General features: G+C 38.2%; 13 protein-coding genes. All 13 read left to right on the forward strand.

Translation table 11 applies throughout. From position 1 onward, the window contains the following. Window positions 1-221 precede the first annotated feature (221 nt). A complete protein-coding gene (locus QT327_RS23130; protein WP_149105214.1) occupies window positions 222-1022 on the forward strand; it encodes a polysaccharide biosynthesis/export family protein in 801 nt (266 codons plus the stop codon). Between the two features lie 5 nt (window positions 1023-1027). After that, a complete protein-coding gene (locus QT327_RS23135) occupies window positions 1028-3397 on the forward strand; it encodes a GumC family protein (protein ID WP_149105215.1) in 2370 nt (789 codons plus the stop codon). Window positions 3398-3410: 13 nt separating this feature from the next. Next, a complete protein-coding gene (locus QT327_RS23140; protein WP_289554120.1) occupies window positions 3411-4223 on the forward strand; it encodes an NAD-dependent epimerase/dehydratase family protein in 813 nt (270 codons plus the stop codon). 196 nt (window positions 4224-4419) lie between these two features. Next, a complete protein-coding gene (locus QT327_RS23145) occupies window positions 4420-5709 on the forward strand; it encodes a nucleotide sugar dehydrogenase (RefSeq protein WP_149105217.1) in 1290 nt (429 codons plus the stop codon). Between the two features lie 27 nt (window positions 5710-5736). Next, complete coding sequence (locus QT327_RS23150; RefSeq protein WP_149105218.1) at window positions 5737-6924, forward strand: UDP-N-acetylglucosamine 4,6-dehydratase; 1188 nt, start codon at window positions 5737-5739, stop codon at window positions 6922-6924. Between the two features lie 2 nt (window positions 6925-6926). Then, a complete protein-coding gene (locus tag QT327_RS23155; protein ID WP_149105219.1) occupies window positions 6927-8069 on the forward strand; it encodes a LegC family aminotransferase in 1143 nt (380 codons plus the stop codon). Between the two features lie 6 nt (window positions 8070-8075). Further along, a complete protein-coding gene (neuB, locus tag QT327_RS23160; RefSeq protein WP_149105220.1) occupies window positions 8076-9104 on the forward strand; it encodes an N-acetylneuraminate synthase in 1029 nt (342 codons plus the stop codon). Continuing rightward, the gene (gene neuC, locus QT327_RS23165) at window positions 9101-10213 is read left to right on the forward strand and encodes a UDP-N-acetylglucosamine 2-epimerase (RefSeq protein ID WP_149105221.1); all 1113 of its coding nucleotides are present in this window, start codon (window positions 9101-9103) and stop codon (window positions 10211-10213) included. The genes neuB and neuC overlap by 4 nt, the downstream gene beginning before the upstream one ends. After that, on the forward strand, window positions 10200-11246 hold the full coding sequence (locus tag QT327_RS23170; protein ID WP_149105222.1) for a nucleotidyltransferase family protein: 1047 nt from the start codon (window positions 10200-10202) through the stop codon (window positions 11244-11246). The genes neuC and QT327_RS23170 overlap by 14 nt, the downstream gene beginning before the upstream one ends. Beyond that, a complete protein-coding gene (locus QT327_RS23175) occupies window positions 11243-11890 on the forward strand; it encodes an LbetaH domain-containing protein (RefSeq protein WP_149105223.1) in 648 nt (215 codons plus the stop codon). Before QT327_RS23170 ends, QT327_RS23175 begins: the two co-directional genes overlap by 4 nt. Next, window positions 11887-12489, forward strand: coding sequence for an acylneuraminate cytidylyltransferase family protein (locus QT327_RS23180; RefSeq protein ID WP_289554121.1), 603 nt, complete (start codon window positions 11887-11889; stop codon window positions 12487-12489). Before QT327_RS23175 ends, QT327_RS23180 begins: the two co-directional genes overlap by 4 nt. Window positions 12490-12623: 134 nt before the next feature. Continuing rightward, window positions 12624-13547 (forward strand): Gfo/Idh/MocA family protein, encoded by a 924-nt coding sequence (locus QT327_RS23185; protein WP_149105225.1) that lies wholly within the window; start codon window positions 12624-12626, stop codon window positions 13545-13547. Further along, window positions 13532-14281: an SDR family oxidoreductase gene (locus tag QT327_RS23190; RefSeq protein ID WP_149105226.1), complete on the forward strand. Its 750-nt coding sequence runs from the start codon at window positions 13532-13534 to the stop codon at window positions 14279-14281. Before QT327_RS23185 ends, QT327_RS23190 begins: the two co-directional genes overlap by 16 nt. The last annotated feature ends 63 nt before the right edge of the window (window positions 14282-14344 follow it).

The following is a 14344-nucleotide window of genomic DNA, read 5'->3' on the forward strand; positions in this document are numbered from 1 at the left end:
TTTGCCAATTTTTTTGAAACAATTCTTGTACCTAACACAGCTAATAAATGGGAGATAAAAGTCAGCCAATTGATTGTAATCAACAAGGAAGTAATCTGCTTTTCTTTTTCCAATCAGACCAACTATCTAAAATAAATTTGCATATTTGCGGTTTTAAACGAGGCATATGTTGTTTTTTATTGATAACTTATTGCTTATAATTTATTACCTTATTTAAATATATGAGAAATTCATTTGGGATTCTTTTTTGCGCTCTTGCAGGAGTCCTTCTGTTATTGGGATCTTGTGGAGCTAGGAAAAATTTAAGCTATTTTAAAGATCTACCTGATTCTGTGGTACTGAAATCAACTATACCTAATGTTTCTGATACAAAAATTCAAGCTGGTGATATTTTGCGTATCACTGTTAATACATTAAATCCGGAATCGAACGTGCTTTTTAATAGCGGAGCCTTACAAACGCTTGACACGCGCGAAAATAGTAATATCAACGCAAATAACCAGTTATCAGCGGAAGGCTATTTAGTAGACAAAAATGGCAATATAAACTTTCCTGTAGTTGGACAGATAAAACTTTTAGGTTTGACTCGGGAAGAGGCTCGTCTGGAGATGGTCAAGCAATTGACACAGTATGTGAAAGATCCCATTGTGAATATACGTTTCTTAAATTTTAAGGTCACAGTTATAGGAGAAGTTGCTAAACCATCAACGTTTACCATTCCAAATGAGAAGGTTACTATTCTGGAGGCCTTAGGGATGGCTGGTGATATGACACCGTTTGGAAAAAGGGAAAATGTTTTATTGATCAGAGAGGAAAATGGGGAGCGTACTATGATCAAACTGGACATGGGTAAGAAGGATATTATGAACTCACCTTATTTTTATTTACGACAAAATGATGTCGTTTATGTGGAACCAACAAAATACAAAGATCCTAGTGGAGATCGGACTCTGCGAATAATAACAGCAGCTGGAACAAGTTTAACAGCCCTAGCTTTAATATGGCAAAGACTTTTTGAATAACGCATATGAAGGAACCCTTAGCTAAACAACGAGAAGAAGAAAACGAAATAAACATAAAAGCGGTTTTACTCAATTATATTAGGCACTGGAAATTATTTTTATTTTCTTTTTTTGGATTTATATTTCTCGCTTTCCTATACTTGAAATACGCTATGCCGGAGTACAGTGTTAGCACTACGTTGTTAATCCAAGATGATAAGAAGACTCCTAAGATGGGCAGCGGAGCGTTTTCCGAATTGGATTTATTTAGTGGTAATCAGAATATCAATAATGAGATAGAGGTTCTAAAGGGGAAGACGCTCATGCAAAGGGTGTTAAAAGAATTAGAACTTGAAACGAGTTGTTATTTAGAAGAGACTTTTGGAAGTACGGAGCTTTATGGGAGTGAATTGCCCATTAAAATTATAATACATAAGCTTGATTCTGCTGTGCTTGAGCCGGAAGATGAACTGGTATTGAAAATCGTGGCTGATAATAGTTTTGAAATAAATGACGGTGATCAAGTTAGCAAACACACATTTGGCTCGGAAATTACTACATCATTTGGCAAATTCACTATTACGACTAACGGTACAAATAAACAGGGCGACAAGTATAGGATTAGATTTAACAATTTAGCTCGCTTGGCTTCTTTCTATAATAAAGCTATTGACTATAAATTAGTCAGTAAGGACGCAAGTGTAGTTTCCTTGAATTTGATAGCCGCTAACCGTGAAAAAGCAATTGATATTCTAAATAAATTAGTGGAATTATATAACAGAGAAGCGATCGAAGATAAAAATAAGATCGCTGCAAATACCGTTAAATTTATTGATGATAGATTAGTATACCTCGTTAAGGAATTATCCGATGTTGAGAGAAATGTAGAGCGATATAAAAGAGAACATGAAATTACGAATGTTAGCGCGGAAGCTCAGCAGTATTTACAGGAAGCGGGTGATTATAGCCGAAAATTAGCTGAATCACAAACACAATTAAGCATCTTAGAATCCATTGAAGAATACTTGGGGGCACAAGACAGTAAAAATGGTTTGGTACCGAGCGCATTGAGTATCCAAGACCCTACATTGAATGGTTTGATCGCTAAGTTTAATGAATTACAATTAGAACGCCAACGTTTATCGCGTACTACGCAAGAGGGAAACCCCCTGATACAGAGTTTAGATGAGCAACTTTCTAATTTGAGGGCTAACATATTAGAGAACTTGAGTAATATCAAAAATAGTATACAAATCACCTTAAATAATCTTCAAAATAATTCAGGTCAATTCCGATCTCGAATACAAAGTGTTCCTTCTATAGAACGCAATCTATTAGAAATCCAACGGCAACAAGGAATTAAAGAAGCGCTGTATTCCTATTTACTGCAGAAGAGAGAGGAATCCGCAATATCGTTAGCCGCTACATTGCCAAATTCAAGAATCATTGATCCTGCAATGGCAGGTGATGCACCAGTGAAGCCTAGAAAGGTATTGATCTTACTTTTTGCAGTCGCTCTGGGGGCTGGTGTTCCGATTGGAATTCTCTATGTGAGAAATCTTTTGAATGATAGAGTGACATTAATGAGTGATGTGGAGAACACGGTTAAAGTTCCGATACTTGGAGAGTTAATACACAGCGAAGATGAAGAACATACACTAGTGGTTCAAAAATCAGCAAGAACACCATTAGCTGAATTATTTAGACTAATTCGAACAAATTTACAATTTGCCACCCTCGGAAAAGAAAATAAGATAATTTTGGTGACTTCAAGTATGACAAGGGAAGGGAAAACATTCTTTAGTATTAATCTTGGAGCAAGCATGGCATTGACAGGTAAAAAAGTAGTGTTACTAGAATTTGATATCAGGAAGCCAAAATTAATCAAGGATTTAAAGATTCCTATACCCAAAAAAGGAATTACAAATTATTTAGTCGACCAGTCACTTGAGGTTGATCATTTAATAGCAGATACGAAACTTGTAGAAAATCTGTTCGTAATTTCTGCGGGCCCGATACCCCCAAATCCTGCTGAATTATTATTAAGCCCTAAAATTGATGTTCTATTCAGAACATTAAAAGAAAAATTTGATTATGTCATTGTTGATACGTCTCCTGTCGGCCAAGTTGCTGATGCATTTACTTTAGCAAAACAAGTAGATATGGGTGTGTACATGGTACGCTACAATTACACTTGGAAGCAGCAATTGAATATTGTGAAAGATGTATATGAAAATAACAAAATTCCAAATTTAAACATTGTTTTGAACGATGCTAAAGAAGAGAATGCTTATGGCTACGGCTACGGCTACGGTTACGGCTATGGCTACGGAGCTGAATTGGACGAGAAGGGTAATTTGCTTGAACGGTTAAAAAAATATTTAAAAAGAGGATAGATAAATACGTAAAATGAGTAAAGAGATCATCTTAATAACGGGAGGTGCGGGTTTTATCGGATCTAATTTATCCGAGTATTTCTTAGATAATGGGTATTTAGTTAGGGTATTAGATAACTTTTCAACAGGGCATAAGCACAACATAGCCCCTTTTTTCAGTAATCCTTCCTTTTCTCTTATAGAGGGAGATATTAGAGTACTGGACGATTGCCGCAGAGCCGTTGAGGGAGCTCACTATGTTTTACATCAAGCCGCGCTTGGATCTGTCCCACGGTCTATCAAGGATCCAATCACATCGAACGATGTGAATGTTTCAGGATTCCTAAATATGCTGGTTGCAGCTAGAGACGCCGGCGTAAAGCGTTTTGTTTATGCGGCAAGTTCTTCCACATATGGCGATTCGGAAACACTTCCTAAGGTGGAAGACAAAATTGGAAAACCGTTGTCTCCCTATGCGATTACAAAGTATGTAAATGAGTTGTACGCCGATATCTTTAGCAAGACCTACGGACTGGAATGCATAGGATTACGTTACTTCAATGTGTTTGGACGTCGCCAGGATCCAAATGGAGCTTATGCAGCCGTAATTCCTAAATTCGTAAAGCAACTCATGAATTATGAAAGCCCGCTTATCAATGGCTCGGGAGATTATTCAAGAGACTTTACCTATATTGATAATGTGATTCAAATGAATGAATTGGCTATCAAAACTGCTAATACAGAGGCATTAAATACCGTATATAACACGGCAGTAGGGGATCGCACAACTTTAAATGAGCTCACCGGCTATTTAAAGGATTTTTGGCTCAGTATGATCCGAAAATAGCGCATGTCGAGATTAAGCATGGTCCTAATCGGCAAGGCGACATACCTCACTCTTTGGCAAGTATTGAGAAGGCAGAACGTTTATTGGGATATAAACCAAGCCATCGAATACGAGAAGGTTTGCAAGAGGCCGTAAAATGGTATTGGGAAAATCTAAAATAAAAAAATAACGGTATTTTGAAGAAAAAGAAAAATCTATGTCAGCACCTATAAAAATTGCCGTAATTGGCCTTGGATATGTGGGGTTACCTTTAGCGCGTTTATTTGCCACCAAATACTCTGTGGTGGGGTTTGATATCAATAGTAAACGCGTGCAAGAGTTGAATACCGGGCAAGATAGTACATTAGAAGTATCAAGTGACGTGCTCCAATCGGTGTTAGTTAGTGGCCTGCCGCATGAACAAGGTTTATACTGTTCTTGTGAACTACAGGACATCCGAGACTGCAATATTTATATTGTTACCGTGCCGACGCCTGTAGATAAGAATAACCGACCCGATTTGACACCTTTATATAAAGCGAGTGAAACAGTTGGCAAGGTGCTAAAGAAAAATGATATTGTTATTTATGAATCAACGGTATATCCCGGCGTAACCGAAGAGGAGTGTGTCCCTGTCTTAGAGCGGATATCCCAGTTGAAGTTTAATGTGGATTTTTATGCAGGATATTCTCCTGAACGGATTAACCCGGGTGATAAGGAACATACCGTCGAAAAAATTCTAAAAGTAACATCCGGTTCCACCCCGGAAGTGGGGAGACAAGTCGATAATTTATATAAATCAGTCATTACTGCCGGTACGCATTTAGCGCCCTCTATTAAAGTGGCCGAGGCAGCTAAAGTGATAGAAAACTCACAACGAGATATTAATATTGCGTTTGTAAATGAATTGGCAAAAATTTTCAACAAGTTAGGAATTGATACCCATGCAGTTTTGGAGGCCGCCGGAACTAAATGGAACTTTTTGCCCTTCAGACCTGGATTGGTAGGAGGGCATTGCATCGGGGTAGATCCTTATTATTTAGCACAGAAAGCACAAGAGCACGGGTATCATCCCGAGATTATATTAGCTGGGAGAAGGTTAAATGATGGAATGGGTGAATATGTGGCACATGAGTTTGTGAAGTTGATGGTAAAAAAGGATATACCGGTAAAAGGTGCAAAGGTTCTCATTTTAGGCATTACCTTTAAGGAGAATTGTCCAGATGTCCGAAATACAAAAGTAATTGATGTGATCAATGCACTTAGAGATTATGATCTCGACATCACAGTATATGACCCTTGGGCAAATCCCAGTGAGGTAGCGCATGAATATCAGTGCGTGTCCATTAATGAACTTAATGGAGCAAAAGAGTTTGATGCGGTTATTTTGACAGTCGCCCATAAGGAATTTGACTCGCTTGATTTTAATGAGATCTGCAAGCCAACAAAAATCATTTATGATGTAAAAGGTGTATTGAGTAAAGAGCTTGTAGATGGACGGCTATAGTAACACTGCTTCAAAAATAATATAACGATGAATGTTTTAAATTTAATTGGAAGAAACCGAGAGCTTTTTACTGATGATATTAATCGACACGAAAAGGAATTGGCATCTATCGTATCCCAATCAAAGTTCTTAGTTATTGGTGGTGCGGGATCAATAGGGCAGGCGGTTACCAAAGAAATTTTTAAACGAAATCCTCAAAAACTTCATGTGGTTGATATCAGTGAAAATAACATGGTGGAACTGGTACGGGACATTAGAAGTTCTTTAGGCTATATCAACGGTGACTTTCAAACATTTGCCTTGGATATAGGGTCTATCGAGTACGATGCTTTTATTGAAGCGGATGGTGATTATGACTATGTATTAAACCTATCTGCATTGAAGCATGTACGTAGTGAGAAAGATCCTTATACCTTGATGCGTATGATAGATGTCAATGTTTTTAATACCGACAAAACTATCCAACAATCCATTCAGAAAGGAACAAAGAAATATTTCTGCGTCTCGACGGATAAGGCAGCCAATCCTGTTAATATGATGGGTGCGTCCAAGCGTATTATGGAAATGTTTCTCATGCGAAGAAGCGAAGAAATCAGTATATCAACTGCCCGTTTTGCTAATGTAGCCTTTTCCGATGGATCCTTATTGCATGGCTTTAATCAGCGTATACAAAAGCAGCAGCCTATTGTAGCGCCCAATGATATCAAGCGTTATTTTGTTATTCCGAAAGAATCCGGTGAGCTTTGTCTGATGTCTTGCCTCTTAGGTGAAAATAGGGATATTTTCTTTCCAAAGCTAAGTGAAAGTTTACATCTGATTACGTTTGCAGATATTGCGGTGAAATATTTAGAAGGCCTGGGTTTTGAACCGGTATTATGTAGTACAGAAGAGGAGGCAAGGACTTTAGTAGACACCTTACCTAAGCAAAAGAAATGGCCATGCCTCTTTACGGGTAGTGATACCACCGGTGAGAAAGACTTTGAGGAGTTTTTTACCGAGAAGGAAATCTTGGATATGGACCGCTTTGTAAACCTGGGAGTTATCAAAAATGACCTATACGTCGAACAAGAGAAAATAGAACGCTTTAGCCAGGCGATCAAAGAAATGCGAGTAGCTAGGAAGTGGACTAAGGAGCAAATAGTAGACTTGTTTTTCCAAATGATTCCTGATTTTGGACACAAAGAAACAGGTAAATACCTCGATGCGAAAATGTAACGATGAGAAATTTCGAACACACCGTCAATTTTATTCGAGAAACCTATAAGTCGAAGGATTTTATTCCCCTGCATGAGCCGCGGTTTAGAGGTAACGAGAAAAAATATCTTTTGGATACCATTGATTCAACCTTCGTTTCTTCCGTTGGTGCCTATGTCGATCGTTTCGAAGAGATGATGCAACAGATAACCGGTACCAAAAAAGTAGTTGCTGTGGTCAACGGCACATCTGCTTTACAGGTGGCTTTGCGGCTAGCGGGGGTAAAACAAGGGAATGAAGTGATTACGCAGGCACTTACCTTTATAGCCACAGCCAATGCGATTGCATACAATGGGGCCATTCCGGTATTTGTCGATGTTGACATAGATACCATGGGCTTATCTCCACGAGCCTTGAATCAGTTTTTAGAGGAATATGGAGATCTTCGGGAGGATGGTTGCTATAATAAGCAAACAGGAAGAAAGATAGCGGCCTGTTTGCCAATGCATACCTTTGGTTTTCCCGTACATCTGGATGAGTTATTAGGCGTTTGCGACAAATGGAATATCCCGATAGTGGAAGATGCAGCGGAATCGCTCGGTAGCACCTATAAGGGTAAAGTAACAGGTGCTTTCGGTCATTTAGGAATTTTCTCCTTCAATGGGAACAAAACGGTTACTTGTGGTGGTGGTGGCGCCATTGTCACAAATGATATTTCGTTGGGCGAGTTAGGGAAATATTTGACAACGACTGCTAAAAAGCCACATCCTTATGAGTTTTTCCACGACGAACTCGGTTACAACTTTCGAATGCCGAATTTGAATGCGGCACTTGCCTGTGCTCAGCTGGAACAATTGGAAGGCTTTATAGCAGCAAAGCGAGCATTGGCAGAAGACTATAAATCCTTTTTTGCTACGGAAAACATAAAATTTCGAACAGAGCTTGAAAATACAAAAGCCAATTATTGGCTGATGTGCGTTGAATTGGAAAGTAGAGTGGAACGAGAAGCCTTTTTGAGAGCGACAAATGATCAAAAAGTAATGACGCGTCCCATTTGGCAGCTGATGTTCCGTTTACCGATGTATGCTAATTGCCAGCGAGATGAACAAAAGAATGCTGTTTTCCTTGAGGATCGGATTGTAAACATACCAAGCAGTGTTATTTAGTTGAAAATGGAAAAAGAGCGTGTTTTAATTATAGCCGAAGCAGGTGTCAACCACAATGGTGAGATAGAAAAAGCCTTTCAACTCATTGATGCGGCAGTTGATGCAGGGGTTGATTATGTCAAGTTCCAAACTTTTAAGGCAGAAACTATTGTGAGTCCGAAAGCAAAAAAAGCGGCTTACCAGGAAAGAAATATAGGTGATGGAGATGATTCTCAGTTTAATATGTTGAAAAAACTGGAGTTGAGTGATGCGGACCATCAACAATTAATGCAATATGCTAAAGACAAAGGAATTGCATTCTTCTCCACCGCTTTCGATGTGGATGGCGTTCAGTATTTAAATCAACTTGGCTTAGATCGATTTAAAGTACCCAGTGGCGAGATTACCAATTATCCCTACTTAAGGGCTATTGCACAAATGGGTAAACCCATTATCCTTTCAACCGGGATGGCAAGTTTAGGTGAAATCGAAGCAGCACTGACAGTTTTAACCACATTTGGCGCTAAACTTGATAATATTACGGTATTGCACTGCAATACTGAATATCCGACTCCAATGGAGGATGTGAATTTAAAAGCGATGCACACAATTGCCGTGGCTTTTGACGTGCAGGTTGGCTACTCCGATCATACTCTGGGAATCGAAGTTCCTATAGCAGCCGTTGCTTTGGGAGCTACGGTAATAGAGAAGCACTTTACCTTGGATAGAAATTTGCCGGGCCCTGATCATAAAGCGTCGCTAGAGCCTCAGGAGTTGAAAGCCATGGTACAAGCGATACGTAATATTGAGCAAGCCGTAGCAGGATCCGGAAGAAAAGTTCCCAGCAATAGTGAACGTAAGAATATAGCGGTTGCACGCAAAAGTGTTCATCTGAGAAGGGATATGAAGGCGGGCGAGACTATCAGAGAAGAAGACATCATAGCCTTACGTCCCGGAGACGGTATTTCGTCAATGGACTGGGAGAAAATCATAGGTAGAGCTTTAGCTAACAATAAAGAGGCTTTTGATAAGCTAAATTGGAATGATTTATCATGAGATTAGGTGTGCTAACAAGTTCCCGTGCCGATTTCGGCATTTATCTTCCACTGCTTGAGCGAGTGCAGAAGGATCCTTTCTTTGATCTTGAAGTCATTGCTTTTGGTACCCATTTATCGAAATATCATGGCTATACCTTAGCCCGGATTTACGAGTACGGCTTTGAGCAGGTAAAAACAGTTAGTTCGCTGTTGACCAATGATGACGAAAATGCCATTGCTACCGCTTATGGTTTAACCTGCTTAAAATTCGCTGACTTTTGGTCTGCAAATAAATATGATTTGGTACTCTGCTTGGGCGACCGCTATGAAATGTCGGCCGCCGTTCAAGCCGGAATACCTTTTAACATTAAATTTGCCCACTTTCATGGTGGTGAAACAACCCTTGGTGCGATTGACAATATCTATCGTCATCAAATTACCTTAGCTTCAAAATTACATTTTACGGCAGCAGAACCCTTTTCAAAGCGTATAGGACAGATCTTGGGCACGGAAGAGGGGGTGCACTGTGTAGGTTCACTAAGTTTAGATGGTATAAAGGCTATGCCAATCATTTCCGAAAATGAATTTAGAAATAGGTATAATATTCATGGAGACTTTTTATTGATCACCTTTCATCCTGAAACGGTTTCTAAAAATAGGAACCATCTCTACGCAGAAGAGATGATTAAAGCGTTGGCACACCTTACAGATCAAAGTAATTTGGTAATCACGATGCCAAACGCAGATACGATGGGCTCAATCTTTCGGGAAGCATTGATTAAATTCCAAAGGAATCATTTAGAACGTGTTCAATTGATCGAGAATTTTGGTAAGGAGAATTACTTCGCGGCCATGCGCTACTGCAAATGTCTGTTAGGAAACACATCCAGTGGAATAATTGAGGCCGCTTCTTTTGGAAAGTTCGTTGTTAATGTGGGTGACCGACAAAAGGGAAGGGCGCAAAGCGCAAATACCATCAATTGCTCTTTTAACGCTCAAGATATAGCGCATGCCATGAACTTGGCTTTGGAAAAAGGGGACTATAACGGCACTAATATATATTATCGAGACCATGCCGTTGAGCAGGTGATCGATATTCTCAAAACATATCCCTATGAGAAACTATAGAGATCATTTAATATTAAGTGGTTCCAGCATTAAATCGACATTGATCCAATTGGATGTTTTAGCCAGCGATGCGATTATGTTCGTAGTAAATGAGCATGATCAACTTATCGGCTCTTTAACTGATGGCGATGTAAGGCGGGGTTTAATAAAAGGCTATTCGATTGATCAACCAGTCGATGATATTATCCAGCCAAATCCCAAGTATATAAAGAAAGGCGATGCGGATATAGAACGTATCATTAGCTATCGGGAAGGGAGTTTTAGAATTCTACCGATTGTTGATAGTGAAAACAAGATCGTTAATGTTATTAATTTTAGAGAAGTTCGCTCCTATCTTCCGGTTGATGCAGTCATTATGGCGGGTGGCAGAGGCCAACGGTTAAAACCATTAACAGATATCACACCTAAGCCCTTATTGAAGGTGGGAGATAAGCCGATTATGGAACATAATTTATACCGTCTGACGCTTTACGGTATTGACGATTTTTGGATATCGGTTAAGTATCTAGGGGAGCAGATCGAATCCTATTTTGGGAACGGTAAAGATAGGAATGTCAATATTCAATATATTTGGGAAAACGAACCCTTGGGAACGATAGGAGCAGTTTCCAAAATTACAAATTTTGTGCACGATTATGTTTTGGTTACTAACTCTGATATATTGACCAATCTTGATTATGAACACTTTTTCTTAGATTTTTTGAAGCAAGATGCTGACTTCTCCGTAGTAACTATACCCTACAATGTGGATGTCCCTTATGCTGTATTGGAAACCGAGGAAGGCATTGTCCGTAATTTTAAGGAGAAACCTACTTATACATATTATTCCAACGGGGGAATTTATCTTATGAAAAAGGAAATGCTTAGATATCTCCCAAAGGAAACTTTCTTTAATACGACGGATTTGATGGAAACACTAATAAAAGAAAATCGGAAGGTTGTCTCTTATCCACTCGTTGGCTATTGGTTAGATGTCGGAAAGCATGAGGATTTTGAGAAGGCGCAAAAGGACATTAAACACATAAAATTATGACGCATATCTTAAAAAACGGATTGTTATGTGATTATGATGAACTGGGACTAATAAAAATTTTGCACTTGCGTATGCGAAATTTTTTTCGATTAAGCTCATCGGAAATGAAATTAATAAGAGAAAAGCATTCAGATGTTCTAGACAGGTTGCAGAAATGTTTTTGTAAAGTTGACAATAAGTATTACCAAAATAGGGACAAAACTTTTTTTTCGACCAATCATTCTGGACAATATCTTGCTTATTTGTATTTCTATTCTTTAGAGTTCTCTCTGTTAGGACATGAATTAAAGGAAAAATTTTACTATCTAAATAAAATTCTACATTCCGTTGATATTTATTCGGAAGTACGGTTGCCAGAGGTTTTTTTCTTTGAACATCCTTTGGGAATGGTCCTCGGAAGAGCAAATTATGGCGATAACTTCTTCGCAATGCAAGGTTGTACCGTCGGTGGTAATAAAGGGAAATATCCCATTATAGGGAATAATGTCAAGATGTTCTCTAATGCAAAAATAGTAGGGAACTGTATAGTTGGCAACAACGTGTGGATTTCTGCAAACACTTATTTGAAAGACTGTAATGTGCCTGCAAACACAATTGTTTTTGGACAATCTCCAAATTTAATATTTAAAGAGTTAAAGCAATGAAAGGTTTAGTAACAATTTGTGCAAGGGGAGGGTCCAAGGGAATCCCAGGTAAAAATATCAAAATTATTAATAATAAGCCATTGATTGCCTATTCGGTTGAAATGGCTGAAAGACTTAGAAAACACTATGATTTAGATATATTTTTGTCTACGGATTCTGATGAAATAAAGTCTATTGTCTTGGATTTGAAATTGCCTTCGGTTAACCTAAGTTACGAAAGACCAGAATTTTTAGCGAGTGATAACGCTGGTAAATTAGATGCTATCATTGATGTAACAAACTATGCTGAAAAATTAATGAAATGCTCTTATGATTTTGTCGCCGATTTGGACGTAACTTCGCCATTAAGAACAGTAGAGGATCTGACCACGGCAATTAAGACCTTATTTAATGACCATAACGCTTTGAATTTATTTTCTGTAAGCCGAGCAAATAGAAATCCATATTTTAACATGGTTGAGAAAAGATCAGATGGATATTATGGGCTTTGTAAGGAAGGGACATTTTTGACTCGGCAATCAGCACCTACCGTTTACGAGCTAAATGCGTCGTTTTATATATTTAAAAAAAATTTTTCGACGGGAATTATAAAACCGTAATTACGGATCAAAGTTTAGTTTATGAAGTCCCACACATATGCTTCGATCTTGACCATCAAATTGATTTCGAGTTTATGGCTTTTCTATTAGAGAATAAGAAGTTAGACTTCGAGATCGGTAATTAAAGGACAAATATGAAAGTACTAATTATTGGCCTAGGCTCAATAGCAAAAAGGCATATTGACGCCTTGAAACGTTTAGATATTTCTGTTGAAATTTACGCTTTGAGAAGAGCTGATTCATCCGTAAGAAATGAGAGTGTAAATGGTGTATTTGAGATATTTTCAGAAACAGAAATTGAAATGAGTAGTATTGATTTCATTTTGATCTCGAATCCAACTTCTGCGCATTTTGATACAATAGGGAAAATATTGAAATATAATAAACCCCTTTTTATTGAAAAGCCTCTTTTTTCAACGATAAGCGAGAGAACAGAAGAGTTGGTCAATGATTTGCAAAAGGAGGGAATTGCATCTTATGTCGCTTGCAATTTACGATTTCTCGAATCGCTAATTGAGCTTAAGAAAATGCTAGTATATGCAAACATTAATGAAGTAAATGTTTACTGTGGTTCTTATTTGCCAAATTGGCGGCCAGGTATAGATTATAAAAATGTCTATAGCGCGAGAAGGGAGCTAGGGGGGGGGGTTCATATAGATCTTATACATGAACTTGATTATGTGTATTGGTTATTTGGTCCTCCCGATATAACGAGATCATACTTTTCGAACAAATCATCTTTAAATATCTCAGCCAACGACTACGCTAATTACTTATGGATATATTCTCACTTTTCGGTTTCGATAATTTTAAATTACTATAGAAAAGATAGTAAGCGAACGGCGGAGGTTGTAACTGGGGATGGAACCTATTTAGTTGACCTCTTAGAAAACACAATAAAATTCAACGGTGTAGTCGTATTTGAGTCTGAGCAAAGCATTGAAGATACCTATTTTAGTCAGATGAAGTTCTTTATAGATAACATTTTACCAAATAAAGTGAGATTTAATGACGTTACTGAAGCAAACACAGTTTTAAAATTATGTATGCAGGATTGAAAAACAAGATAATTATCGTTACGGGTGCTGGAGGATTAATAGGAAGAGAAGCGCTAAAGCATTTAGCTGAACAAGGAGCGAATGTTATTGCAGTAGACCTAAACTATTTCGACTCTAAAGCGGATCTGTTTCTGACAAAAGATATTACTAGAGTTGAAGATATCAACAATTTAGTGCAGACTGTATTGGAGAAGTATGGGCGCATTGATGGTTTGGTAAATTTAGCCTATCCGAGAACTATGGACTGGGCTCTTAGATTTGAGGACATTCCTTATTCTTCTTGGCAAAAAAATATAGACATGCAAATGAATGCTGTATTTTATATCTGCCAGAAAGTCCTAGAAATAATGAAAGTACAAAGATATGGTTCAATAGTGAATATTGCCTCTATCTACGGCGTTGTAGGTAATGATTTTACATTGTATGAGGAGTATGGTGGGACTTCCCCTGCGGCTTATGCAGCTGTTAAAGGGGGAATAGTGAATTTTACCCGTTATATGGCTTCTTATTATGGAAAGTTTAATGTTCGGGTTAATTGCATGTCTCCGGGAGGGGTGCTAGATGAAAAAAATCAACATCCAACCTTCATAAAAAGGTATAGTGAAAAATCACCTCTTAAGAGGTTGGGTAATCCTTCTGAAATGGCTCCCGCTATTGCTTTCTTACTTTCTGATGATGCTAGCTACATTACTGGACACAATTTAATGGTAGACGGTGGTTGGACAGCTATATAACTCTGCAGATATAAGAATAGACTAATAACGTATAAAACAGTATTGTTTCATCAACCAAGAGCA

The sequence above is a fragment of the Olivibacter sp. 47 genome, assembly GCF_030372825.1.
GTDB lineage: Bacteria > Bacteroidota > Bacteroidia > Sphingobacteriales > Sphingobacteriaceae > Olivibacter > Olivibacter oleidegradans.